The sequence below is a fragment of the Kitasatospora sp. NPDC059722 genome, assembly GCF_042733235.1.
Taxonomy (GTDB): Bacteria; Actinomycetota; Actinomycetes; order Streptomycetales; family Streptomycetaceae; genus Kitasatospora.
In genome coordinates this window covers 108,556-131,675 of record NZ_JBHWGD010000009.1, presented here as the reverse complement: position 1 = coordinate 131,675, position 23,120 = coordinate 108,556, and the positions used below count along the sequence as shown (strand labels likewise).

Below are 23,120 nucleotides of genomic sequence, written 5' to 3'. Positions count from 1 at the left end.
CTCTAAATACCTTCGTGTCGTCGTCGCCAGGGACCCATGTTTATCTCCGCCCGCGACACGGGCCCGGGCCCCGCCCGGGGGGGCCCCGCCGCGGGGGGCCCCGCACCCGCGCGCGTCACGGCCAGCCGGGCGGCCGCGACGTCTCGGTGGCCCTGGCCGCGACGATCGACTCGCAGGCCCGCCGGACCTCCGTCGCCACCCAGCCGGACGGCAGCGGCCCCTGCGCCCGCAGCGCGGCCGCCTGCCGCTGGAGCTCCCGGAGCGCGCTGCCCTGGGCGTTGGACAGCCCCATCTCCTGGTAGTCGCCCAGGTCCTTGCCCCCGTCGACGGCCATCTGGAGCCAGGGCGTGATGCTCAGGACACAGTCCTGAAAGACGCCGCCGGGCGGCGTCGTCGGCAGTTCGGCCGGGGGCGGCGCCGGTGCCGCACCCGGCCCGCCGCACGCCACCACCGCGGCCAGCCCCGCCAGTTCGGCCATCACGACCGCGAACCATCTCCGCATGCCCGCATTGTGACGCCGGTCCCCGGGCCGCACCAGGGATCGGACGGCACCATGACCGGGCAACACCAAAAAAGCGCCGCAGGACCTGTCCTGACAAGTCCTGCGGCGCGGGCCCCGCGTCAGCCCGTGGCGGCGAGCGTGCCGTCGAAGGTCGCGGCGGCGAGGCCGAAGGAGAGCGTCATGCCGATGCCCGAGGTGACGGACAGCACCCGCACACCCGACGCGAGGTCGCGCACCAGCAGCGGGCCGCGGTCGCTGCTGGCGTAGACGCCCTGCCAGCGCTCCAGGACCCGCAGCCGCTCGACCCCGAGGACGCCGGCGACCGCGCCGGTCAGCAGCTCGAAGGTGTGCTCGTCGATGAACGGCGGCGTGGTGGCGTCGTAGTGGTGCGAGTCGCCGACGAGCACCGAGCCGTCGGGCAGCCGCGTGAACATCACGTTGGCGCCGATCCCCAGCAGCTCCGGGCTGTGGCCGACGACCTCCTCGCGCAGCCGGGCCGCGGACGGCTGGGCGGTGAACGCGTCGTAGCGCAGCATCGAGGTGGCGGTCAGCACCGCCGAGTCGGTGCGGAACCCCTCCGGAGCGACGGCCCGCGCCATCGTCAGCCGGCAGCGCCGGACCTCGTGCTCCTCGGCGAGGTCCGGGAACAGGTAGTCCACGTCGTGGCCGACGCACACCAGGATCCGCTCGCCGTGGACGGGGCCGCGCGTGGTGTGCACCGTGCCGGACTCGACGCCGGTGACGGCGGTGCCCCACAGGATGCGGGCGCCGGGCTGCCGCTCGATCCAGCGGGCGAGCGCGGGCGTCGCCTCGCGCGGGTTGACCCGCAGGTCGTCGGGCAGGAACGCGCCGCCCACGAGGTCCCCGGCCGCGCCGGACGCCCGCCCGAGCGCCTGCGCCGTCTCGGCGGCGGTGCGCAGCACGACGCCCCGGCCGCCGCGCTCGGCGTGCAGTTCCTCCAGCACGGCCGCCTCGGTGGCCGAGCGGGCGACCACGAGGGCGCCGGCCTCGGCGGCCCAGAACCCGGCGGCCTGCGCGGCGCGCAGCCAGCCGGCCCGGGAGCGCCGGGCGAGACCGAGCAGGTCGCCCTCCTGGGCGCTGATGCAGCAGTGGCCGAAGTTGCGGACCGAAGCGCCGACGGGCTGCCGGTCGCGCTCGACGACGGTGACGGAGAGCCCGTTGGCGAGCGCCTCGAAGGCGTGGGCGAGGCCGACGATGCCGGCGCCGACGATCACGAGGTCGCTGCGCCCGGGCGCGGGCGAGCGGGTGACGGCGGGGGCGGTGGCGGGTGCAGTGCTGCTCATGGCCCCAGGTTCCGGGTTCGCCGGCGCCTACGTCAAGAGATGTCTGTACAAGTTACCCTCTGTTCACCTGCTCGACGATCACCGGGAACACCGGGCCGCCCAGGGAAACCGCCAGGTGGAACGGCCTTGAGAAGCCACGCCCGGAAGTGCCATAGTCGTCTTGTGAAGACAAGTGACCGTCCGCTGGACCGGGCTCCCGAGGACGTCCCGCTGCACCAGCGGCTCGGCGTCGAGTTCCAGCGCCGCATCGACTCCGGCGAGTGGCCCGAGGGCCGCCCGGTGCCCAGCGAGTCGCAGCTGTGCGCCGAGTTCGGCACCTCCCGGGGCCCGGTGCGCCAGGCCCTGGCGCTGCTGCGCCGCGAGGGCAGTCTGGTCGGCGGCCGCGGCAAGCCGCCGGTCGCCCGACGCGCGGCCCCCTCCCAGCCCTTCGCCACCTTCCTGTCGTTCACCCAGTGGGCCCGCGGCATCGGCCGCGAGCCCGGGCAGACGACGATCGAGGTGGCCCGCCGCCGGGCCTCCCCCGACTCGGCGGCCCGGCTCGGCATCGCCGAGGGCGCGCCGGTCGTCGAGCTCGTCCGGCTGCGGCTGCTGGACGGCGTCCCGGCCATGCTGGAACGCTCGACCTTCGTCCACGAGGTCGGCCGCGCCCTGTTCGACTTCGACCCGGACACCGGCTCCATCTACGAGGAGCTGCTGCGCCGCGAGGTCGACCTGCACCACGCCCGGCACACCATCGACGCCGTCGCGGCCTCCCCCGAGGACGCCGAGCACCTGGACATCGGCATCGGCGACCCGCTGCTGCGCGTGCGCCGGCTGACCACGTCGAGCCGGGGCGAGCCGCTGGAGGACGCCGACGACCGCTACCTCCCCGCCATGGCCACCTTCACCATCGAGAACACCGTCGAAGGCCGCACCACCATCGGCCGCTACCGCACCGAAGAGGACTGATTCACCGTGATCGAGCTCGCCGCTCTGGACATGGCCGGCACCACCGTCAACGAGTCGGGCGCCGTGTACCGGGCGCTGCGCACCGCCGTCGAGCGCACCGGCGTGCCGGTCTCCGACGAGGACCTGCAGACGTGGATGGGCACCGACAAGCGCGAGGCCATCGCCGCCCTGGTCCGCCTCGGCGGCGGCACCCCCACGCCGGAACTCGTCGAGGAGGGCTACGAGGCCTTCGCCGCGTTCCTGCGCGAGGCCTACCGGGCCACGCCGCCGCAGGCCATCGAGGGCGTCGAGGAGGCGCTGGCCGAGCTGCGCCGCCGCGGCATCAAGGTCGCCCTCACCACCGGCTTCAGCGCCGACGTGGCCTACCCGCTGCTGGAGTCGCTCGGCTGGTCCGCCGGCGAGGGCGGCAACCTGGACGCCGTCGTCACCTCGGACGAGGTCCCGCGCGGCCGCCCGGCCCCGCACATGATCCACCGGGCGATGGAGAAGACCGGCGTCATCGACACCCGCCGCGTCCTGGCCGCCGGCGACACCATCGTCGACGTCGAGGCGGGCACCAACGCCGGGGCCGGGGTCGTCGTCGGGGTCCTCACCGGCGAGCTCCCGCGCGCCGCCTTCGCCGGCCACCCGCACGCCCGCGTCCTCGCCAGTGCCGCCGAGCTGCCGACCCTCCCGGAGACGCTCCCGCAGGCCCGTCCCGCGGACCTCCCCGCCGTCTGACGCCGCACCAAGGGCCGTTCGCACACACCCCCTCCGACCAGGGATTTCTCCTCCGCCACAGCCGTTCGCACGTTCTGTGCGGATTGTGCAACAGAGGCCCGGAAAGCTGTCCCGCGCCCGTTTCCCGTCCCTAGGATCGTGCCCGCCAACGCACCATCAGATGGGGACGAAACACACATGAGCAACGAGTTCGGCGGCCTGCTCGGCATCGCGCAGGAGCTGTTCGGTGACGAGCAGCGCCAGGGCCAGGGCGAGCACCACGACAACTTCCTGATGGACCTCGGGCAGAAGCTCATGAACGGCCACCAGCCGGTGCCCGAGGGCGTCGTCTACGACATCGACGAGAAGTTCTTCTCGCCCACCCACGACTTCTGGATCAAGCGCGGCGGCGAGCGCGCCTTCCAGGTCGACGAGAAGATGTTCAGCTTCAGCGGCGCGATCGCGATGCAGGACTCCGAGGGCAACGAGCTCTACCGGATCTCCGAGAAGATCATGACGCTGCGCGACATCCGCTACATCAAGCGCGGCGAGCAGACCATCGCGACGGTGAAGAAGGCGCTCTTCTCGCCGCTGGTCTACAAGTTCACGGTGACCTTCGAGAACGGCGCGGAGATCCACGTCACCGGCAACATCACCGACCACCAGTACGCCATCACCTACGGCGAGCAGGAGATCGCGCACATCTCCCGCGAGTGGTCGCTGCTGAGCGAGCACTACTCGGTCAAGATCGTCCCCGGCCAGGACGACGCCCTCATCCTCACCATCGCCGCCTGCGCCGAGGCGATGGTCCTGGACGACTGAGTCCCCACCGCCCGGGCCGTGAGCGCCCGGGCGACGCACCCCCGCAGGGGCCGTCCCGACCGCCGTCGGGACGGCCCCTGCGGCGTTCGCACCCGCCGGGCCGAGGGCCTGAGCCCCCATTACTGCTTGACAGGATGCGTAATACTGTAACGCGCGCGCACCAGAACGACACCGGAGGCCGAGTTGCACCCCTTCCTCGACCAGCGAGGACCCCTCGCCTTCGCCCACCGCGGCGGCGACCTCGGCCGCCCGGAGAACTCGCTCGCCGCGTTCGAGGCCGCCGTCGCGCTCGGCTACCGCTACCTGGAGACGGACGTCCACGCGACCTCCGACGGCGTCCTGGTCGCCTTCCACGACAGCCGGCTCGACCGCGTCACCGACCGCACCGGCGCCGTCGCCGACCAGCCCTGGAGCGCCGTGCGGCAGGCCAGGATCGGCGGCACCGAGCCGATCCCGCTGCTGGAGGAGCTGCTCGACGCGTTCCCCGACGCCCGCTTCAACATCGACGTCAAGGCCGCCCCGGCCATCGCGCCGCTGGTCGAGGCGGTCCGCCGCACCGACGCGTGGGACCGCGTCTGCGTCGGCGGCTTCTCCGACTCCCGCCTCGCCGCCGTCCGCGCCGCCGCCGGCCCGCGACTGGCCACCTCGCTCGGCCCGCGCGAGGTCGCCCGGCTGCGGCTGCGCTCGCTGGCCGAATCACTGCTGCCCGGCCCGCTGCTGCCCGGCCGCGGGGCACCGTACGCCGGGATCTGCGCCCAGGTGCCCGAGCGGCACCGCGGCGTCCGGGTCGTCGACCGGGCCTTCGTCCGGGCCGCGCACCGCCTCGGCCTGCACGTTCACGTCTGGACTGTGGACGATCCCACACGGATCAGGGCTCTACTCGACCTGGGTGTGGATGGCATCATGGCGGATCGCATAGACGTCCTGCGGGACGTCCTCAGCGAACGCGGCTGCTGGATGGACGGCGGCGCGGCCCGAGCACGGTGATTGGAACCCATGAACACCGCGACCGACCTGCCGGACCACCCGGCGCCGGACACCCCGGCCACGGCCACCGACAGCCGTGCGCTGAACCGCACGCGCTTCGGCTGGTACATCAACGACTGGGCCAACGCCGCCTTCTCGGCCACCGTCCTGACGGTCTTCCTGGGTCCGTACCTGACGACGATCGCCAACAAGGCCGCCGACGCCAACGGTGACGTCCACCCGCTGGGACTCGCCATCCGCGCGGGCTCCTTCTTCCCGTACACGGTCTCCTTCTCGGTGCTGATATCGGTCGCGGCGATGCTGCTGGCCGGCACCGTCGCCGACCGCACCGGGCGGCACAAGGAGCTCATGTGCGGTTTCGCCTACGTGGGCGCGCTCGCCACCATGGGCATGTTCTTCCTCGACGGCGACCGCTACCTCCTCGGCGGCGGACTCCTGGTGGTCGCCAACATCGCGTACGCGGTGTCGGTCGCCCTCTCCTACGCCTACCTGCCGGGCCTCGCCAAGCCCGACGAGCGCGACGCCGTCTCGTCCAAGGGCTGGGCGTACGGCTACGCGGGCGGCGGCCTCCTGCTGGTCGCCAACCTGGCGCTGTTCGAGAACGCCGACGCGCTCGGCCTCTCCTCCGGCACGGCCGTGCGGATCTGCCTGGCCTCGGCCGGGCTCTGGTGGGCGCTGTTCACCCTCGTCCCGCTGTTCCGGCTGCCCTCCCGGGCCGGTGTCGCCCCCGCCCGCACCGGCGCCGCGGCCGACGGCAAGCCCACCGCCGGCAGCCTGCGCGAGCTCGCCAACACCCTGCGCGGCATGCGCCGCTACCCGAAGACCCTGCTCTTCCTGGGCGCGTTCCTCTGCTACAACGACGGCATCCAGACCGTCGTCTCGCAGGCCTCGCTCTACGGCAGCGAGGAGCTGGGCATGGACCAGACCTCGCTGGTCGCCGCCGTCCTGATGGTCCAGATCGTCGCGATCGGCGGCGCGCTCCTGCTCGGCCGGATCGCCCGCCGGTACGGCGCCAAGAAGACCGTGCTCGGCTCGCTGGTCGGCTGGGTGATCACCCTCGCCCTCGGCTACTTCATGCCGGCCCACCAGCCCGCGTGGTTCTACGCCCTCGCGTGCATGATCGGCCTCGTGCTCGGCGGCAGCCAGGCACTGTCCCGCTCGCTGTTCTCGCACATGATCCCGGCCGGGCGCGAGGCCGAGTACTTCAGCGTCTACAAGGTCAGCGACCGCGGCACCAGCTGGATGGGCCCGCTGGTCTTCGGCCTCGCCTACCAGGTCACCGGCAGCTACCGGCTGGCCATCATCTCGCTGCTGGTCTTCTTCGTGATCGGCTTCGCCGTACTGGCGAAGGTCCCGGTGCGCCGCGCCATCGAAGAGGTCGGCAACCCCGTCCCCGAGCGCCTCTGACACACCGCCGGTGCCCCGGGGTGTGGGACGGGTCCCACACCCCGGGGCACCGTCGCATTCCCGCCCCTTCCCGCACCGCGCCCCGTCCTGCTGCTCCACCCGGCCCCCTGGTCCATGCTCTGGCCCCGGCTGCGCCACTACTACCAAATCAACTACTACTGGATCGACTGCTACCAGATCGATCACTACCGGAACGACTACCACCAGAACGGCCCAGGGCCGGACAGCACCGGATCAATCCGGATAGACCGGCCCAAGAGGCCCGGCCGGCCCGGCACTTGTGGCCGAGTTCACATCAACTCACCGACCGGTATACCGATTGACGGATGATCAGCAGTGGCAGACTGTTGATAACCGAACAGTCGGACGTCCTAGGAGTTGGATGTGAACGTCACAATCTCGCCGCGTTTCTCCGAGGTCGACGTCCTCGGCCACGTGACCAACTCCGCCGTCCCGGTCTGGTTCGAGCACGGCCGTCTGCCGATCTTCCGGCTGTTCAGCAAGGAGGAGAACATGCGCGACCTCGCGCTCATCCTCCGCCGCTACGAGATCGACTTCACCAAGCAGATCCTCGCGTCCGTCGACGTCGTCATCGAGACGAAGGTGGCGAAGATCGGCAACACGTCGATCACCATCGAACAGGTCGCCCGGCAGAACGACGCCGAGGTGGCCCGCGGGACGACCGTAATGATCCACTTCGATTACCAGGCCAATGCCACCGCGCGCATTCCGGACCACATCCGCGAGGAACTCGCGGCGCTCTGACGAGCCGCATCAGCAGGGCTACCGAAGAAACGGGGATATCACCATGAGCATTCCACGGAACCGGTTAATCGACCTCGACTCCACCGCTTTCCTCGACAATTTCCAGCGCGGCATCGGCGCGTTCGACAGCGCCGTCCTGCCGCAGGAGCCGCTGTCCAAGGACAGCCTCCGCGAACTGATCGACCTCGGCATCTACCTGCCGGCCATCCCCCGCGCGTACGGCGGCCGGGAGAGCCACCGGGAGATGTGCGAAATCATCGAGATCATGTCCGAGCGCAACCTGCCCATGGGCATGTACACGATGATCGTCACGGTCCTCTTCCTCCGCAACGTCGCCTCCAGCGGCGACGAGGCGCTCAAGAAGGAGGTCTTCGAGGACTTCGCCAACAACCCCGTCATCGGCGGCCTCGCCTTCACCGAGCCGAGCAGCGGATCGAACCTGGCGCGCATGCGGACCACGTACGAGCCGGACGGCGACGGCTACCGCATCACCGGGGTCAAGCACTGGCAGGCCTTCAGCGAGCAGGCCGACTGGTGGATCGTCTGCGCCAAGCACCCCGAGCGCAAGGAGTTCGCCTACTTCGCCCACAAGCGCTCCGACGGCGGCTTCGAGACCACCGAGGTCTACGACAGCCTCGGCCTGAAGAACCTGGGCTACGGGCTGAACACCCTCGACATCCGGGTGCCCGGACACTACCGCCTCACCAAGAGCCGGCCGAGCCTGGGCGACGCCGCCGAGATCCTCTGCGCGTCGCGGTTCAGCAAGGCCGCCATGTCCAGCGGCTTCCTGCGCCGGCTGACCGCCGAGACGCTGCACCACGTCGAGAGCCGGCAGATCGGCGACGGCACGCTGCACGACATCGACTACGTGAAGTACAAGGTCAGCCGGATCAAGCAGAACTCCGTCGTGTGCAACGCGCTGTACCGGCACCTGATGCTCGACGAGGACTACCGCACGGACATGGAAGGCAGCATGTTCGCCTCCCTGGCCACCAAGGTGCTCTCCTCCGAGCTCATGCTGGAGTCGGCCCTCGACTACCAGCAGCTGTGCGGCGGCGAGGGCTACCGCATGGGCGCGCCGGACAACATCGCCGCCTACGCCCTGCTCGACGCGCGGGTCTACACCATCTTCGACGGCACCAACGACCTGCTCTGCCAGCACCTGGCCAACCTGTTCCTGCGCGAGTTCCAGGACTCGGGGCTGCGCTCGCCGCTGGAGTTCGTCGGCCGGTTCGGGTACCTGGAGGACGCGTTCTTCCACCTGACCGACATCAACTTCAGCCACCTCACCGACGCCTCGTCCCAGGCCAAGGTCGTGATCCTGGGCCGCATCCTGTCCCGGATGTACGGGATCGGCGCGCTGGAGAAGGCCTCGCGCTCGACCGCACCCAGCGAACGGCTCGCGGTGGCCGACGCCGACTACCCGAGGGCGATCGCGGTGCTGAAGAACGAGATCCTCGCCCTGGTCAACGAGTACGAGCTGACCGACCGACTCACCGGCACCGACAAGGCGTCGGACGTGATCCATCCGCAGACCGCCGCGCTCGCGGCCGGCTCCAAGGCAGGCATGCGCTAGTGTCCGGGAAGAACAAGAGCCTCAAGGTCTCGCTGATCGCGCTGGTGTTCGTCACCATCTACGGATCGGGCTTCGTGGGCGGCCGGTTCGGCCTGCCCTACGCGGAGCCGTTCGCCTACCTGGCCATCCGGTTCGGCGGGACCGCGGTCGTCTTGTTCGCCTGCATCCTGTGCCTGAGAATCCCGTGGCCGCGCACGCGCTCGGCCTACGTCCACCTCGCCCTCAGCGGCATCCTGCTGCAAGGGGTGTTCTCCACCGGGGTCTTCTACGCGCTGTACTACGGCATGACCCCCGCGGTGTCCGCGCTGATCATCGCGCTCCAGCCGATCCTGGTCTGGCTGATGGTCTCCGTCGCGACCGCCCGGAAGGTCAGGCCGCTGTCGGTGCTGGCGCTCGCCGGGGGACTGGCCGGGGTGGCCCTGACAGTCTACCAGGGGCTGGCGTCGTCGTCCGGGCTCACCCTGACCAACGTCGCCTTCGACTTCCTCGGGCTGGCGGGGCTGTCCACCGGGCAGTTCTACTACCAGATGAAGAACCCCGGCACGCATCCGCTGGTCAACGGCTTCCTCCAGTCCGGCTCGTCGGCCGTCGTCATGCTCGTCGGCGCGCTGGTCTTCGAGACCGGTGTCGTCCACTGGACCAGGGACCTGGTCCTGTCGGAACTGTGGATGTCGGTCGGCGTCTCGATCGGCGCGCTCAGCCTGCTGTTCGTGCTGATGCGCTCGGAGAGCGCGGACCGGGTGGCCTCGTACTTCTACGGGGTGCCGATCGCCGCGGGGCTGATCGCCTGGCCGATGCTCGGCCAGCGGCCGACCCTCTCGGAGGTCGTCGGGTTCGCGGTCATCGTGGCCTCGATCGTCCTGTTCAACCGGAGCAGCCGGGCCCCCGCCCCGGCCCCCGCCCCGGCGGCACCGGTCGGCACCGAGGTGCCGGCGGCGGACCGCTCCTGAGCACGGGCCGGGAGCGTCCGACGGTCGTCCGGCCGTCGGACGTTCCCGGCCCGTCGCGCTTCCTGGCCCACGTCCGAGCAGCTCGTTCGCTTCACCGAACGAGCTGCTCGGATCAGTGCTCCAGCGCCTCCGCCACGTGCAGCCGCTGGTCCGCCCGGAAGTGCAGGAGCAGCACCGAGCGCACCGCCTCCCCGTCCAGCGCGGTGTACGCGTGCGGCAGCGAGGCGTCGAAGCCGACGTAGTCCCCCGGCCCCAGCTCGACCTCGCACCCGTCGACCCGCACCCCGAGCCGTCCGGTCTGGACGACGGTGTGCTCGCTGCCCGCGTGCCCGGCCGAGTCCTGCGTGCCGCCCGGCCTGACCCGCTGGTCGTACACCTCGAACACCGAGTCCCCGGCCTCGATCCGGCGCAGCGGCCGCAGATCGACGCCGGCCCCGCTGAGCGGCTCCACGTCGGCCGCGCGGACCACCGTGACGCCGCCGCCCGGCGCGCCGTCGACGAGGTCGGAGATCGGCACGCCCAGCACCCGGGCCAGGCCGAACACCGTCTCCAGGGTCGGGTTGCCGGTGCCGGACTCCAGCTGGGAGAGCGTCGCCTTGCCGATCCCGGCCCGCCGCGACAGTTCGGACAGGGACAGGCCTCGCGCGGCCCGCACGCGCTTCAGGTTGGCGGCGAGCACGCCCCGGACGGATCCCTCGGAGTCGGCCACTCGAATCCCCTTCTCTCCGCACTTCGTTCGGTATACCGTACGGGACGCGCCCGCACCCGCATCCCTCCCCAGCCCTGGAGACGGCACATGACCGAGCCCGCCCAGCCCACCGAGTCCCGGCCGGCCGACACCATCAAGTACCGCAAGAACGGCCTGACCCGCGGCGTCACCGACGAACTCGCCGAGAACATGCGCCACGGCTGGGCCGACTCCGAGCGCGGCGACCTCGCGCCGATCGCGCAGGCCGCGCACACCGCCCGCCGCCGCGCCGAACTGGCCGCCGCCTTCCCCGGCGAGACGCTGGTCGTCCCGGCCGGCAACCCCAAGGTCCGCGCCAACGACACGGACTACCCGTTCCGTCCGTCCTCCGACTACGTCTACCTCACCGGCGACCAGTCCCAGGACGGCGTGCTCGTCCTCTCCCCCGCCGGCGACGCCACGCTCTACGTCCGCGACCGCTCCGACCGCGGCAACGGCGAGTTCTGGCTCGACAACCACGGCGAGCTGTGGGACGGCCGCCGCAACAGCCTCACCGAGAACGAGCGCCTGCTGGGCCTGCCCTGCCGCGACGTCCGCGCCGTCCGGGCCGACCTGCGCGCCGTCACCGGCCCGGTCCGCGTCCTGCGCGGCCACGACGCCGGGGTGGAGGAGGCGCTGCGCCATGGTGCCACCGCCGAGCGCGACGAGGAGTTCCGGGTCTTCCTGTCCGGACTGCGCCTGGTGAAGGACGAGTTCGAGATCGCCGAGCTGCGCTTCGCGTGCGCGGCCACCGCCCGCGGCTTCGAGGACGTCGTCCGGGTGCTCGGCAGCGACACCGAGACCGCCGAGCGCCTGATCGAGGGCACCTTCTTCGTCCGCGCCCGGGTCGAGGGCAACGACGTCGGCTACGGCACGATCGCCGCCGCCGGCCCGCACGCCACCACCATGCACTGGGTGCGCAACGACGGCCGAGCGATGCCGGGCCAACTCCTGCTCCTCGACGCGGGCGTGGAGACCAACGAGCTCTACACCGCCGACATCACCCGCACCCTCCCCGTCAACGGCCGCTTCGACGCGCTCCAGCGCAAGGTCTACGACGCCGTGTACGCGGCGCAGGAGGCCGGCATCGCCGCGGTGCGGCCCGGCGGCGTGTTCCGCGACTTCCACCACGCCGCCCAGCGGGTGCTCGCCGAACACCTCACCTCCTGGGGCCTGTTCGGCGACCTCACCGCCGACAAGGTCTACGAGCTCGGCCTGCACCGCCGCTTCACCCTGGCCGGCACCGGCCACATGCTCGGCATCGACGTCCACGACTGCGCCCACTCCCGCACCGAGGACCACGTCGACGGCCCGCTGAAGCCGGGCATGGTGCTCACCGTCGAGCCCGGCATCTACTTCCAGGAGGACGACCTGACCGTCCCCGCCGAGTACCGCGGCATCGGCGTGCGCATCGAGGACGACATCCTCGTCACCGAGGACGGCAACGAGAACCTCTCCGCCGGCCTCCCCCGCGAGGCCGCCGCCGTCGAGGCGTGGCTCGCCGCCCTGCGCGCCTGACCCGCACTCAGAGCACCGGCAACGGCCGGCCGAGGAGCGGCTCCCGCCCCTCGGCCAGCCAGTACACGTACCCGCGCAGGTACGCCTCCAGCCCGCCGCCGTCCAGGTGTTCGGCGTACGCGCGCAGCGCCGCCTCCTCGTTCTGCCCGGCGTCCCCCAGCGCGAGTTCGGCGGCGATCCACTCCCGGACGGCGCCGCGCTCGCGCCACCAGGCGCGGACGGACTCCGGCGTCCAGTGGTGGTCGCCGTCGCTCGCGTAGCCGCCCTGCGGCTCGCAGGCGGCGACCTCCGCCAGGGCGGCCACCTCGCGCAGGTTCACGGGCTGCCGGTAGACGAACTCGCAGCCGTCCTCGCCGGAGAGGACGGCCGCGGGCAGGTAGTACGGCCCGTTCAGCCCGGTGTCCGTCTCCCCCGCGTAGACCGGTCCGGGCACGGCCAGCCGGCTCCGGTCCTCCCAACGGCCGTCCCCGAGTCCGCCGAACACCCGCACGGCCGGTACCGGGTCCCAGTAGGCGACCTCGTCCCAGGGCCCGTCCACCGGGAAGCGCAGCAGGTCCGTGTCGAAGCGCCGCTTGGCCTCCGCGAGCTCCCGCTCGAACGAACGCCAGCTCATCGGCTCACCTGCTCCCGCCAGTCGTCGAACCAGCGGAACCAGATCGGGGTGTCCTCGCCCCGGTGCCAACGGCTGTGGGCGGCGCTGCGTTCCTCGTCCGTGGCGTACGGCTCCTCGTGCTCCAGGTAGTCGAGGTACCACTCGCCGAAGGTCGCCGGCCGGCCCTCGTCCGTGAGCAGCGGGTTGAGCCGGTCGCAGGTGGCGCGGCCGTCGAACCACATGGTGCCGCGGTCCGGGCCGGTGACGACGAGCCAGGTCGCGAAGCCGCAGCCGTTCTCGGTCAGGCAGACGGCCCCGGCGGTGCGGGCGTCCTCGATCGCCTCGGCCTCGTCGTTCCACGCCGCGAGTGCGGCCCGGAACGCGGCCGGATCCTCGAAGTCCTCCTCGCGCAGCGGGTTGTCCCAGAAGTCGTCGGAGGCCGCCAGCGCGGTGTCGTGGTCCGGGAAGGGCTCGGCCAGGAGGGCGGGCCTGGTCTGCCGGTCCCCCGCCCAGTACCACCCGGTCTCGCCCCGGCACAGCTGTCGCGGCCAGTCCGTCCCGGCGCTGACGGTCGTCAGGAACGCGCGGTAGTCCGCCGGGAACGTGATGCCGAACTGCCGCTCGGCCTCCGTCACCTGTTCCTCGCTCAGTGGGGCCGCCAGCGGCGCCCGGCCGCGCCGCGCGCGCAGCGCGAGGGTGCGCTCGCGGATCCCGTCCCAGTCCCAGCGGGCCGTGTCGTCCATGAGCGCACCCTAACCGAGCCGCCGACCGGCGACGTCAGCCGGCCAGGGGCTTGACCCAGCGGCTCCACTGCGGTTCGGGGGTGTAGCCGGCGGCCTTCCAGGTGCGGTGGCCGAGCTCGTTCTCGTCCAGGACCATCGCGTCGATCCGGCGGGCGCCGAGCGCGGCAAGGCGCTCCTCGGCGGCGGTCAGCAGGGCGGCGCCGATGCCCCGGCGGCGGTGGGCGGGGTCGACGGCGAGGCGGTACAGGTGGGCGCGCCAGCCGTCCCAGCCGGCGATGACGGTGCCGAGCAGGGTGCCCGGGTCGTCGGCCGGGGTGGCGACGACGAGGCAGTGCGGGTCGCGCGCGAGCAGGGCGGCCACGCCGGCCTCGTCGTCCGAGATGCTGGTGCCCTTGGCGGCGGCGGCCCAGAGCGCGAGCAGCGCGGGTATCTCGGCGGGGGTGGCGGTGCGCAGGGCGATGTCGTCGGTCATGCGCCCGTGTCTAGCAGGACCGATCGCCCCGCCACGGGGAATTTCGCCAGGTGAGCGTGCCCGTGCCCGCTACCGGTCGAGCCGCCACACCGTCGTCGTCTTGACGGACGTGTCCTCCAGGTCGGCGACGACCGGCACCTCGTACGCGGCGAGCGCGGTGAACCGCTCGCGGGGCAGGTAGGCGCGGCCCGGGTCGCCGACGATGACGGTGGCGCCGCGCGCGGCGGCCCGTTCGAGGAAGGGGAGGAACCGGGCGGCCATGGCCCGTTCGTAGAAGACGTCCCCGGCGAGGACGACGTCCGCCGGGGCGCCGTCGCCGTCGACCAGGTCCACCAGGGCGCCCTCCACCCGGACGCCGTTGGCCTCGGCGTTGAGCCCGATCGCGGCGACCGCGTAGGCGTCGATCTCGGCGGCCCGCACCGACGCGGCCCCGCTCAGCGCGGCGGCGACGCCCACCACGCCCGACCCGGCGGCGACGTCGAGCACGCCGCGTCCGGCGACGAGCTCGGGGTGGTCGAGCACGTACCGGGTGACGGCGACGCCGCCCGCCCACGCGAATGCCCAGAACGGCGGCGGCAGCCCGGCCTTTCCGCGCGCCTCCTCGGTGGTCTCCCAGAGCGCGATCGCGTCGTCCGCCATGTGCAGGCGGATCTCGGGGACGAACGGGACGGGCGTCAGCTCGGTCTCGCGGAGGATGAACGCGAGGTCGGTGTTTGCTTGGTGGAGGCGCAGCTCACTCGGCATGTCCGCAGCATAGGGCCCACGAGGGACCCGTCATGCCCGCCCGGCGGCCTTCTGGGTGCGCCGCGCGAGCGAGTCGACCACGACGGCGGCGAGCAGCACCGCACCGGTGATCATGAACTGGATCGCGTTGCTGAGGCCCTCGATGTTCATCCCGGACTGGATCGAGGCGATCACCAGCGCGCCCAGCAGCGCCGACCAGGTCTTGCCGCGGCCGCCGAAGAGGCTGGTGCCGCCGATGACGGCCGCCGCGATCGCGTTCATCAGCAGGTTGCCGCCGCCGGAGGTCTGGCTGGCCGACTGGATCTGCGCGGCCAGGAAGAGGCCGCCGACGGCCGCCATGGTGGAGCAGACGGTGAAGACGCTGATCCGGATCCAGGTCACGTTGATGCCGGCCCGCCGGGCGCCCTCGATGTTGCCGCCGAGCGCGAACACCTGGCGGCCGTAGGAGGTGCGGCGCAGCACGAAGTCCAGCACGACGATGAAAATCAGGAAGATCAGCAGCGCGAGCGGCAGTCCCTTGTACTGGTTGAGCGTGTAGGCGGCGAGGAAGGCGACGATCGCCAGCAGGATGGTGCGCAGCACGATGTCGGTGACCGGGCGGGACGGTACGCCCGCGGCCGAGCGCCGGCGGGAGTCGACCAGTGAGGCGCCCAGGAAGAGCACCACGCCGGCCAGCGCGGCGCCGTAGGCGACGACCTGCTGGCCGTAGATGGTGGTGTAGAGCCTGGAAACGATGTCCTTGCCGGACAGGTTGACGGTGCCGGTGGCGCCGAGCACCTGGAGCATCAGGCCGTTCCAGCCGAGGTTACCGGCGAGGGTGACGACGAAGGCCGGGACGCCGACCTTGGCGAAGAAGATGCCCTGGATCGCGCCGACCGCCGCGCCGCCGGCGATCGCGGTGATCAGCGCGACCCACTGGTTGACGCCGTGGTTGACGTTCAGGACCGCGAAGATCGCCGCGCACAGACCGCTGACCGAGCCGACCGACAGGTCGATCTCGCCGAGCAGCAGCACGAACACGACGCCGATGGCGATCATGCCGGTGCCGACGATCTGCTGGGAGAGGTTGGACAGGTTCTGGGCGGACAGGAAGCTGCTGTTGAGGCTGCCGAACACCGCCCAGATCACGATCAGCGCCAGCACCACGGGCAGCGAGCCGAGTTCACCGCTGCTCATCCGGCGGCGGAACTCGCCGAGGTAGCCCTTGATGCCCTCCTGGCGCACGATCAGCCGCGGGTCCACCGCCGGGATCGCCTCGGAGGCCACCGGGACGGGCGCGTTGACGCCGCCCGTGGGCATGCTGTCCTCGGGCAGCGGGGCGTGGCGACGTTCGGGCTCGCCGCCCTGCGGGCTCCCGGGAATGTTCTCGCTCACTGGGAACCCTCCTCGCCGCGGGCCCGCCGGCGGGTCACGGCGTTGTCCGTGGCGCCGGTGATGGCCGAGATGATCTCTTCCTGGTTGGTGTAGCGCTTGTCGAAGACGCCGTTGTTGCGGCCCAGGCGCAGCACCGCGACGGTGTCCGCCACCGCCATCACGTCCGCCATGTTGTGGCTGATGAGGATCACGCCGTGGCCCTGCTCGCGCAGCCGCTCGACGAGGTCGAGGACCTGGGCAGTCTGTTCGACGCCGAGGGCGGCGGTCGGTTCGTCGAGCATGACGACCTTGGGGGAGCCGATCAGCGCGCGGGCGATCGCGACGACCTGGCGCTGGCCTCCGGAGAGGGAGGCGACCGGGATCCGCACGCTCGGGATGCGGATGGAAAGGGTGTCGAGCAGCACGCGCGAGCGCTTCTCCATCGCGACCTCGTCGAGGATGCCGAAGCGCCGGATCTCGCGGCCGAGGAAGAGGTTGCCGACCACGTCGAGGTTGTCGCACAGCGCGAGGTCCTGGTAGACCGTGGCGATGCCCAGCTGCTGGGCGTCCTGCGGGCGGTGGATGCTCACCGGCCTGCCCTGCCACTCGATCGCGCCCTCGTCCGGCTGGTGGACCCCGGAGATCGACTTGACCAGGGTGGACTTGCCGGCGCCGTTGTCGCCGACCAGCGCGAGCACCTCGCCGGCGTGCACCTCCAGTTCGATGTCGGTGAGCGCCTGGACGGCGCCGAACCGCTTGGAGACCCCGCGCAGGGCCAGTACGGTCTCACCTGCCACAGTGACCAACTCTCTTGCCCCGCCCCCGAGGTGAGGGGGCGGGGCGTATTCGTGTGCTCGGGTGGCGGACTACTGGAGGCCGACGGACTTGCAGGCGGCGGCGTAGTCCGGCGTGCAGATCTGGGCGACGGTGTAGAAGCCGTCGGCGACCACCGTGTCCTTGATCTTGTCCTTGGTGACGACGATCGGCGTGAGCAGGTCGGCGGGCACCTTGTTGCCACTGCCGTTGGTCACCGTGGTCGGGACGAGCGTCGAGTCCAGGGCCGTACCCGCGGCGAGGGCGACCGCGATCTGGCCGGCCGCGTCGGTCTCGGGCTTGAGCGGCTTGTAGATCGTCATGGTCTGGGTGCCCGCCACGATCCGCTGGATGCCGTCGAGCTGGGCGTCCTGCCCGGTGAGCGGGACGCTGAGGTCGGCCGCCTTCAGCGCGGTCCCGACACCGGCGGCCATGCTGTCGTTGGCCGAGTAGGCGCCGACCACGTTCTTGGCGCCGATCGCGGTGATCGCGGCGGCGGCCTCCTGGTTGGCCACGTTCGCGTCCCACTGCGGGGTGTCGTACTCCTTGCCGATCTTCAGCTTGCCGTCGATCGCGCTGTGCGCGCCGGCCTTGAAGTCGGCGGCGTTGGGGTCGGTGGGCGAGCCGTTGATCATGAAGATCTCGCCCGCGCCCGCCTTGTCGCCCACCGCGGCGACCAGCGCCTGGCCCTGCAGCTCGCCGACCTTGCGGTTGTCGAACGACACGTACGCGTCGGCGGGCCCCTGGGCGAGGCGGTCGTACGCGAGCACCTTGACGCCGGCGTCGTGGGCCTTCTGCACGGAGGACTGGATCGACTTGGAGTCGACCGCGTCCAGGATCAGCACCTTGTCGCCCTTGGTGAGGGCGGTGTCCACCTGGGTCTGCTGGAGCGTCGCGTCCTGGTTGGCGTTGTAGTAGTCGATCTGCGCCTGCGGCGCCAGCTGCTTGATCTTCGCCTCGATCAGCGGGCGGTCGAACTGCTCGTAGCGGGTGGTCTTGGTCTCCGGCAGAAGCAGGCCGATCCGCACCGCTCCGACCGCGGCGGTGCCGCTCGCACTGGCACCGCCGGAGGAACCGCCGCCGGACGACGACTGCTTGGCGCTGCCGCAGGACGCGGCGCCGAGGCCGAGGGATACCACTGCGGTCACCGCGAGGACGCGGCGAAGCCTGATGCTCATGGGGTTGCCTCTCCGGTTTGAGTCCACCCCCTGTCCTCCGAGTCTGGGAAGCCCGGGCCGTGCCCACGACCGCAGGTGCGCCGAACGGGTGCCCGGGGTGTGGCTTTCGGGTCAGGCCGGAGGGCTGCGGCGTCAGGGTGCGTGCGTCGCACGGCGGAGGACGGGGGCGCCTGCCGGCCGCCGGGCTGAGGGAGCGTCGCGGACCCCGGCCCGCCGAAGGACACGCCCTACTGTTCCGCGGTCAGCGGCAGCTCGGCGGTCAGGCGGGTGCCCGCGGCGCTCGGGGCGACGGCCAGCGTGCCGCCGTGGTGGCGGGCGATGTCGCGGGCGATCGGCAGGCCGAGGCCGCTGCCGCCCTCGTCGCGGCTGCGGGCGTCGTCGAGGCGGGTGAAGCGCTCGAAGACCCGCTCGCGGTCGGCGGCCGGGATGCCCGGGCCGTCGTCCTCGACGTCCAGGACGGCCACCCCGCGGGCGCGGTCCGCGCCCAGCCGCACGTGGACGACGCCGCCCGCGTGCCGCTCGGCGTTGTCGAGCAGGTTGGTGAGCAGCCGTCCGAGCCACAGCGGGATGCCGTCCACGGCGATGCCCGGGGCGAGGTCGGTGGTGCGCCGGTGCGGGCCGGGCGGGCGGCCGAGCACGGTGTCGGCGACCAGCGCGGTGAGGTCGACGCGCTGGCGGGGCCGGTCGTCGGCGCCGCCGGCGTCGAGGCGGGCGAGGAGCAGCAGGTCGGTGGCGAGGCTCTGCAGCCGGTCGGTGTCCTGGAGCGCGCCGTGCACCAGTTCGGCCCGCACCGCCGGATCGGGGTGGGTGTCGGCGACCTCCAGCTGGGTGCGCAGCACGGCGAGCGGGCTGCGCAGCTCGTGCGAGGCGTCGGCGATGAACTGGCGCTGGCGCCGTCCGGAGGCCTCCAGCCGGTCGAGCATCGCGTTCATGGTGGCGGCGAGCCGGGCGATCTCGTCGGCGGTGCCGGGCTCGGGCACCCGGCGGTGCAGGTCCTGCCCGGTGATGGCGTCGACCTCGGCGCGGATCGCCTCGACCGGGCGCAGCGCGTTCCCGGTGACCTTCCAGGTGACGACGACGCCGGTGAGCAGCAGCAGCGGGCCGGCGACGGCGAGCCCGGCCTGGGTGATGTCGAGGGCCTCGTCGGCGGCGCGCAGCGAGGCGCCCGCGTAGACGGTGACGGGCCCGGCGGGGGTGTCGCCGGTGACGGCGGTGACGCGCTGGCGGTGGTGGTCCAGGAGCGGGTCGACGTCGTCGGTGGTGTGCGAGCCGGTGCGTCCGGCGGGGGTGATCGCGGGGCGTCCGGCCAGGTTGGGGCTGGCGGCGAGGACGGTGCCGCGGGCGTCGACGACCTGGAGGAAGTCGGTGCCGTGGCCGGTGTGCAGGACGGGGGTGAGCCGGCCCTGCGCGGCGAGCTGGGCGACGGTCTCGGCCTGCTGGCGGGTGGCCGAGGCGGCGGAGGCGACGAGGTCGGCGTGCAGGACGGCGAGCAGCCCGGCGCTGGCGAGGGCGAGGGCCGCGCCGAGGACCGTGCCGGCCGCGGCGGTGGCCCGGGCGCGGACGGTGCGCGGAACGAGGCGACGGGCGGAGCGCGGGACGAACTGCGGCTTGCGGTAGGGCACTTCAGCCGCCGGCCGGGTCGAGGCGGTAGCCGACACCGCGCATGGTCTGCAGGGCGGCGCGGCCGAAGGGGGCGTCGATCTTGCGGCGCAGCGCGTGGATGTGGACCTCGACGACGCTGGGGTCGGCGTCGTGGTCGGCGTCCCAGACGTGGTCGAGGATCTCACGCTTGGAGACGACCGTCCCGGCGCGGGCGGCGAGGTGCTCCAGGATGGCGAACTCGCGCGCGGTGAGGTGGGTGGGGGTGCCGGCCCGGGTACAGGTGCGGGCGTTGGCGTCGACGACGAGGTCGCCGAGGGTGTGCAGGCGGGGCCGCTGCTGGTCGATGCGCCGGTGCAGGGCGCGCAGGCGGGCGAGCAGCACGACGAAGGAGAACGGCTTGGACAGGTAGTCGTCGGCGCCGGTGTCGAGGGCCTCGGCCTCGTCCCACTCGCCGTCCTTGGCGGTGAGCATGAGGATCCCGGCGCGGCAGCCGTTCGCGCGGAGGCGGGCGCAGACCCGGTAGCCGTTGAGGCCGGGCAGCATGATGTCGAGCAGGATCACGTCGTAGGGGTGGCGGTCGGCGAGGGCGAGGCCTTCGGGCCCGTTGTGGGCGGTGTCGACGGTGTGGCCGTCCGCCTCCAGGCCGCGGCGCAGCGCGGTGGCCATCCGGTGTTCGTCCTCGACGACGAGAATGTGCATCCGTTCAGGGTGCCAGGTGGTCCGTGGCGATCTTCGGCGGGCTTAAGCGCAGGTTCAGGAACGGTCCGCCATGATCGCCCCGCGCGGCCCGGGCGGTTCCGGGCGCGCGGAGCACGCCACGCAAGGAGAGCGCCCGATGACCGACTCCCCGTCGTCCAGCACCCCGTTCCCGCAGGGCCCGGACTCCGGCCCGGACTCCGGCCCCGAGCTCGGCCCCGAGGGCTCGAAGTTCGGTCCCGAGCCGGGGCCGCACACCGGCGCCGAAGAGGTTCCGCCGCTGCCGGCCAGGCGGCGCCGGGTGGCGCGGGTGCGCGCCTGGGCGGCCGGGCAGGAGCGCCGGATAGCCGCCGGGGTGGCCGCGGTCGCGCTGGTCGGCGCCGCGGGCGGGGTGGCGCTGACCGTCGTGCACGACGGGCACGGCCGGGACCAGGAGCGGGCGATGAGCTGGTCCGAGGACGGCTCCGGTGACCAGGGCGACCAGGGCGAGCACGGCGGCGAGGCCCGCAAGGGCGGCCACGGCGAGCACGGCGCCCAGGGCCACCGCCACCACGGCGGCGAGCAGGGCTCCGACGACCGGAACGGCCGGGACGGCGAGGGCCGGGACGGCAACGGCCAGAGCGCCGAGGGCCAGGACGGCCGCGCCGGTGGCGCCCCCGCCCCGCTCCCGTCGGTCGCCGCCTCCGCCGCACTGGAGAAGGCGCAGGGCGCCGTCCCCGGCGGCCGGGCCGAGTCGCTGCAGCGCGTCACCGCGCAGGGCGGCACCGCCGCGTGGTCCGTCGTCGTCATCGGCCAGGACGGCGTCCGGCACCGGGTGACGGTGGACGGCGCGAGCGGCGAGCTGACCGGCAACACCGTCGTCGCCGCCCCGGGACGCTGACGTGGCCCAGCACTCGACGCTGACCCGGCCGGACGAACGGACCGGCCGGGCCGCCGGGGCGAACAAGGTCCCGCCGGTCGACGGCTGGTTCTGGCTGGTGAAGATCCTCACCACCGGCCTGGGCGAGGTGCTGTCCGACTTCCTCGCCCGCACCGCGGGGCCGGTCCCCGCGGTGGGCGGCGCCGGCCTGCTGTTCGTGGTGGCCATCGTGGTCCAGCTGCGACTGCGCCGTTGCGTGCCCGGCGTGTACTGGGCCGTGGTGGTCATGGTGAGCGTCTTCGGCACGATGGTCGCCGACGTGGCGCACGTCGCGCTCGGCGTGCCGTACGCGCTGTCGGCGGGCTCGCTGGCGGTGGCGCTGGCGGCACTGTTCGTGCTGTGGCACCGGGTGGAGGGCTCGCTGGCGATCGACCGGGTCACCGGGCTGCGCCGGGAGCTCTTCTACTGGGCGGCCGTGCTGCTGACCTTCGCCCTGGGCACCGCCGTGGGCGACCTGACGGCGGCGACGCTGAAGCTCGGCTACCTGGTCGCCGGCATCGGCTTCGCCGTGCTGATCGCCGTCCCCGCGCTGGCCTCGAAGGCCCGCTGGGTGGGCCCGGTGGCGGGCTTCTGGTGGGCGTACGTGCTCACCCGCCCGCTCGGCGCCTCGTTCGCGGACTGGGCGGGCGTGAGCCACGAGCGGGGCGGCCTGAACCTGGGCACCGGCCAGGTGAGCGTGGCGCTGGCCGTCGCGATGGCGCTGGCCCTCGCCCTGTCCGCCCGCGCGGCGCGGGCCAGGACGCGCCGGGCGCGGGCTGGACGCTCCGCCACCTGACGTCTACATTGCTGTAGACGCCGCGGAGGCGTACGGCACACCCCCCGGACTGCCGTCCGCCTCCGCCGCGTCCTGCCCGGTGGCCGCGGGTCTCACCCGCGCTCGTCGATCACCCGCTTGATCTTCCCGACCGAGCGCTCCAGCGTGTACGGCTCGACCACCTCGGCCGTGACCGTCACGCCCACCCCGTCCTTCACCGCCCGGACGATCGCCGCCTCAGCCGCCGCCCGCACCTCCGCGGGCGCGTCCGGCCGCGCCTCGACGCGCACCGCCATCACGTCCAGCCGCCCCCGCCGGCCCAGCCGCAGCTGAAAGTGCGGCGCGACGCCCGGGGTGCGCAGCAGGATCTCCTCGATCTGGGTCGGGAAGACGTTCACCCCGCGCAGGATGATCATGTCGTCGCTGCGCCCGGTGACCTTCTCCATCCGCCGGAACGCCGGCCGCGCGGTACCCGGCAGCAGCCGGCTCAGGTCGCGGGTGCGGTAGCGGATGACGGGCAGCGCCTCCTTGGTGAGCGAGGTGAACACCAGCTCGCCGCCCTCCCCCTCCGCCAGCACCTCGTCAGTGAACGGGTCGACGATCTCCGGGTAGAAGTGGTCCTCCCAGACGTGCAGGCCGTCCTTGGTCTCCACGCACTCCTGCGCGATGCCGGGCCCGATCACCTCGGACAGCCCGTAGAGGTCGACGGCGTGCAGGTCGAGCCGCTCCTCGATCTCGCGCCGCATCTCCTCCGTCCACGGCTCCGCCCCGAAGATCCCGATCCGCAGCGACGTGCCGCGCGGGTCGATCCCCTGCTTCTCGAACTCGTCCAGCAGCGTGAGCATGTAGGACGGGGTGACCATGATGATCTCGGGCCGGAAGTCCTGGATGATCTGCACCTGCCGCGCCGTCATGCCGCCGGACGCCGGGATCACCGTGCAGCCCGCCCGCGCGGGGGCGGGGGGGGGGCGCGGGCCCCCCGGCCCCCCCCCCCTTGCGGGTGCCTGTTGGCACTAGTTGGCCGGGGGTTTATATAAAGAGATGGGGGC

The 23,120-nt window shown here is 72.6% G+C and carries 23 protein-coding genes and 1 pseudogene; 11 read left to right on the top strand and 13 right to left on the bottom strand.

Annotated elements, in window-relative coordinates; genetic code table 11:
* Positions 1–115: 115 nt before the first annotated feature.
* Complete coding sequence (locus ACFV4F_RS08195) at positions 116–502, bottom strand: hypothetical protein (protein WP_380445924.1); 387 nt, start codon at positions 500–502, stop codon at positions 116–118.
* 119 nt (positions 503–621) lie between these two features.
* Positions 622–1,806, bottom strand: a complete 1,185-nt coding sequence (locus ACFV4F_RS08190; protein ID WP_380445923.1) for a TIGR03364 family FAD-dependent oxidoreductase — start codon at positions 1,804–1,806, stop codon at positions 622–624.
* 162 nt (positions 1,807–1,968) lie between these two features.
* Between ACFV4F_RS08190 and ACFV4F_RS08185 the strand changes: the two genes are divergently transcribed.
* From ACFV4F_RS08185 to ACFV4F_RS08150, 8 genes are all read left to right on the top strand, one after another.
* Entirely contained in the window at positions 1,969–2,754 is a 786-nt protein-coding gene (locus ACFV4F_RS08185; RefSeq protein ID WP_380445922.1) for a GntR family transcriptional regulator, read from the top strand.
* 6 nt (positions 2,755–2,760) lie between these two features.
* Positions 2,761–3,474 (top strand): phosphonatase-like hydrolase, encoded by a 714-nt coding sequence (locus ACFV4F_RS08180; protein ID WP_380445921.1) that lies wholly within the window; start codon positions 2,761–2,763, stop codon positions 3,472–3,474.
* 177 nt (positions 3,475–3,651) lie between these two features.
* Positions 3,652–4,275, top strand: a complete 624-nt coding sequence (locus tag ACFV4F_RS08175) for an LURP-one-related/scramblase family protein (RefSeq protein ID WP_380445920.1) — start codon at positions 3,652–3,654, stop codon at positions 4,273–4,275.
* 183 nt (positions 4,276–4,458) lie between these two features.
* Positions 4,459–5,262 carry a glycerophosphodiester phosphodiesterase gene (locus tag ACFV4F_RS08170; RefSeq protein WP_380445919.1) on the top strand — a complete coding sequence of 268 codons (804 nt, stop codon included), beginning with the start codon at positions 4,459–4,461 and terminating at the stop codon, positions 5,260–5,262.
* 9 nt (positions 5,263–5,271) lie between these two features.
* Positions 5,272–6,669: an MFS transporter gene (locus tag ACFV4F_RS08165; RefSeq protein ID WP_380445918.1), complete on the top strand. Its 1,398-nt coding sequence runs from the start codon at positions 5,272–5,274 to the stop codon at positions 6,667–6,669.
* A 384-nt stretch (positions 6,670–7,053) separates the two neighbouring features.
* Positions 7,054–7,434 (top strand): acyl-CoA thioesterase, encoded by a 381-nt coding sequence (locus tag ACFV4F_RS08160; RefSeq protein ID WP_380445917.1) that lies wholly within the window; start codon positions 7,054–7,056, stop codon positions 7,432–7,434.
* Positions 7,435–7,477: 43 nt separating this feature from the next.
* Positions 7,478–9,010, top strand: a complete 1,533-nt coding sequence (locus tag ACFV4F_RS08155; protein WP_380500955.1) for an acyl-CoA dehydrogenase family protein — start codon at positions 7,478–7,480, stop codon at positions 9,008–9,010.
* Positions 9,010–9,960, top strand: a complete 951-nt coding sequence (locus ACFV4F_RS08150) for a DMT family transporter (RefSeq protein WP_380500953.1) — start codon at positions 9,010–9,012, stop codon at positions 9,958–9,960. The genes ACFV4F_RS08155 and ACFV4F_RS08150 overlap by 1 nt, the downstream gene beginning before the upstream one ends.
* A 112-nt stretch (positions 9,961–10,072) precedes the next feature.
* On the opposite strand, the gene ACFV4F_RS08145 is transcribed toward ACFV4F_RS08150, so the two are convergent.
* Positions 10,073–10,669 (bottom strand): helix-turn-helix domain-containing protein, encoded by a 597-nt coding sequence (locus ACFV4F_RS08145; RefSeq protein ID WP_380442339.1) that lies wholly within the window; start codon positions 10,667–10,669, stop codon positions 10,073–10,075.
* Between the two features lie 87 nt (positions 10,670–10,756).
* Here ACFV4F_RS08145 and ACFV4F_RS08140 point away from each other — a divergent pair, with 87 nt between their 5' ends.
* Complete coding sequence (locus ACFV4F_RS08140) at positions 10,757–12,205, top strand: aminopeptidase P family protein (protein ID WP_380500951.1); 1,449 nt, start codon at positions 10,757–10,759, stop codon at positions 12,203–12,205.
* Positions 12,206–12,212: 7 nt separating this feature from the next.
* Here the strand turns inward: ACFV4F_RS08140 and ACFV4F_RS08135 are convergent, their stop codons facing one another.
* The 9 genes from ACFV4F_RS08135 to ACFV4F_RS08095 all read right to left on the bottom strand — a co-directional run bounded on the left by ACFV4F_RS08135 (position 12,213) and on the right by ACFV4F_RS08095 (position 20,401).
* Entirely contained in the window at positions 12,213–12,818 is a 606-nt protein-coding gene (locus tag ACFV4F_RS08135) for a ferredoxin (RefSeq protein WP_380500949.1), read from the bottom strand.
* Entirely contained in the window at positions 12,815–13,540 is a 726-nt protein-coding gene (locus ACFV4F_RS08130) for an SMI1/KNR4 family protein (RefSeq protein ID WP_380500947.1), read from the bottom strand. The genes ACFV4F_RS08135 and ACFV4F_RS08130 overlap by 4 nt, the downstream gene beginning before the upstream one ends.
* Positions 13,541–13,574: 34 nt before the next feature.
* Positions 13,575–14,012 (bottom strand): GNAT family N-acetyltransferase, encoded by a 438-nt coding sequence (locus ACFV4F_RS08125; protein WP_380442330.1) that lies wholly within the window; start codon positions 14,010–14,012, stop codon positions 13,575–13,577.
* Positions 14,013–14,081: 69 nt separating this feature from the next.
* Positions 14,082–14,756 carry a class I SAM-dependent methyltransferase gene (locus tag ACFV4F_RS08120; RefSeq protein ID WP_380498325.1) on the bottom strand — a complete coding sequence of 225 codons (675 nt, stop codon included), beginning with the start codon at positions 14,754–14,756 and terminating at the stop codon, positions 14,082–14,084.
* Between the two features lie 30 nt (positions 14,757–14,786).
* Entirely contained in the window at positions 14,787–16,055 is a 1,269-nt protein-coding gene (locus ACFV4F_RS08115) for a sugar ABC transporter permease (protein ID WP_380442341.1), read from the bottom strand.
* A gap of 71 nt (positions 16,056–16,126) precedes the next feature.
* On the bottom strand, positions 16,127–16,906 hold the full coding sequence (locus ACFV4F_RS08110; RefSeq protein ID WP_380442326.1) for an ATP-binding cassette domain-containing protein: 780 nt from the start codon (positions 16,904–16,906) through the stop codon (positions 16,127–16,129).
* Between the two features lie 69 nt (positions 16,907–16,975).
* The gene (locus tag ACFV4F_RS08105; RefSeq protein WP_380500945.1) at positions 16,976–18,100 is read right to left on the bottom strand and encodes a sugar ABC transporter substrate-binding protein; all 1,125 of its coding nucleotides are present in this window, start codon (positions 18,098–18,100) and stop codon (positions 16,976–16,978) included.
* 227 nt (positions 18,101–18,327) lie between these two features.
* A complete protein-coding gene (locus ACFV4F_RS08100; RefSeq protein WP_380500943.1) occupies positions 18,328–19,722 on the bottom strand; it encodes a sensor histidine kinase in 1,395 nt (464 codons plus the stop codon).
* A 1-nt stretch (position 19,723) separates the two neighbouring features.
* Positions 19,724–20,401, bottom strand: coding sequence for a response regulator transcription factor (locus ACFV4F_RS08095; protein ID WP_380500941.1), 678 nt, complete (start codon positions 20,399–20,401; stop codon positions 19,724–19,726).
* 136 nt (positions 20,402–20,537) lie between these two features.
* On the opposite strand from ACFV4F_RS08095, the gene ACFV4F_RS08090 reads away from it, so the two are divergent.
* Positions 20,538–21,278, top strand: a complete 741-nt coding sequence (locus tag ACFV4F_RS08090) for a hypothetical protein (protein ID WP_380500939.1) — start codon at positions 20,538–20,540, stop codon at positions 21,276–21,278.
* Between the two features lies 1 nt (position 21,279).
* Positions 21,280–22,092: a hypothetical protein gene (locus tag ACFV4F_RS08085; RefSeq protein ID WP_380500937.1), complete on the top strand. Its 813-nt coding sequence runs from the start codon at positions 21,280–21,282 to the stop codon at positions 22,090–22,092.
* A gap of 92 nt (positions 22,093–22,184) precedes the next feature.
* Here the strand turns inward: ACFV4F_RS08085 and ACFV4F_RS08080 are convergent.
* A pseudogene (locus ACFV4F_RS08080) lies at positions 22,185–23,021 on the bottom strand (AMP-binding protein); the annotation flags it as partial.
* Between the last annotated feature and the right edge of the window lie 99 nt (positions 23,022–23,120).

What these genes read in the sequence shown, in the direction of transcription:
- ACFV4F_RS08135 (WP_380500949.1), bottom strand. Translation starts at nt 12,818, where the DNA reads ATGAGCTGGCGTTCGTTCGAGCGGGAGCTCGCGGAGGCCAAGCGGCGC.
- ACFV4F_RS08195 (WP_380445924.1), bottom strand. Translation starts at nt 502, where the DNA reads ATGCGGAGATGGTTCGCGGTCGTGATGGCCGAACTGGCGGGGCTGGCC.
- ACFV4F_RS08155 (WP_380500955.1), top strand. Translation starts at nt 7,478, where the DNA reads ATGAGCATTCCACGGAACCGGTTAATCGACCTCGACTCCACCGCTTTC.
- ACFV4F_RS08130 (WP_380500947.1), bottom strand. Translation starts at nt 13,540, where the DNA reads ATGGACGACACGGCCCGCTGGGACTGGGACGGGATCCGCGAGCGCACC.
- ACFV4F_RS08165 (WP_380445918.1), top strand. Translation starts at nt 5,272, where the DNA reads ATGAACACCGCGACCGACCTGCCGGACCACCCGGCGCCGGACACCCCG.
- ACFV4F_RS08105 (WP_380500945.1), bottom strand. Translation starts at nt 18,100, where the DNA reads ATGAGCATCAGGCTTCGCCGCGTCCTCGCGGTGACCGCAGTGGTATCC.
- ACFV4F_RS08090 (WP_380500939.1), top strand. Translation starts at nt 20,538, where the DNA reads ATGACCGACTCCCCGTCGTCCAGCACCCCGTTCCCGCAGGGCCCGGAC.
- ACFV4F_RS08095 (WP_380500941.1), bottom strand. Translation starts at nt 20,401, where the DNA reads ATGCACATTCTCGTCGTCGAGGACGAACACCGGATGGCCACCGCGCTG.
- ACFV4F_RS08140 (WP_380500951.1), top strand. Translation starts at nt 10,757, where the DNA reads ATGACCGAGCCCGCCCAGCCCACCGAGTCCCGGCCGGCCGACACCATC.
- ACFV4F_RS08115 (WP_380442341.1), bottom strand. Translation starts at nt 16,055, where the DNA reads ATGCCCACGGGCGGCGTCAACGCGCCCGTCCCGGTGGCCTCCGAGGCG.
- ACFV4F_RS08175 (WP_380445920.1), top strand. Translation starts at nt 3,652, where the DNA reads ATGAGCAACGAGTTCGGCGGCCTGCTCGGCATCGCGCAGGAGCTGTTC.
- ACFV4F_RS08190 (WP_380445923.1), bottom strand. Translation starts at nt 1,806, where the DNA reads ATGAGCAGCACTGCACCCGCCACCGCCCCCGCCGTCACCCGCTCGCCC.
- ACFV4F_RS08125 (WP_380442330.1), bottom strand. Translation starts at nt 14,012, where the DNA reads ATGACCGACGACATCGCCCTGCGCACCGCCACCCCCGCCGAGATACCC.
- ACFV4F_RS08120 (WP_380498325.1), bottom strand. Translation starts at nt 14,756, where the DNA reads ATGCCGAGTGAGCTGCGCCTCCACCAAGCAAACACCGACCTCGCGTTC.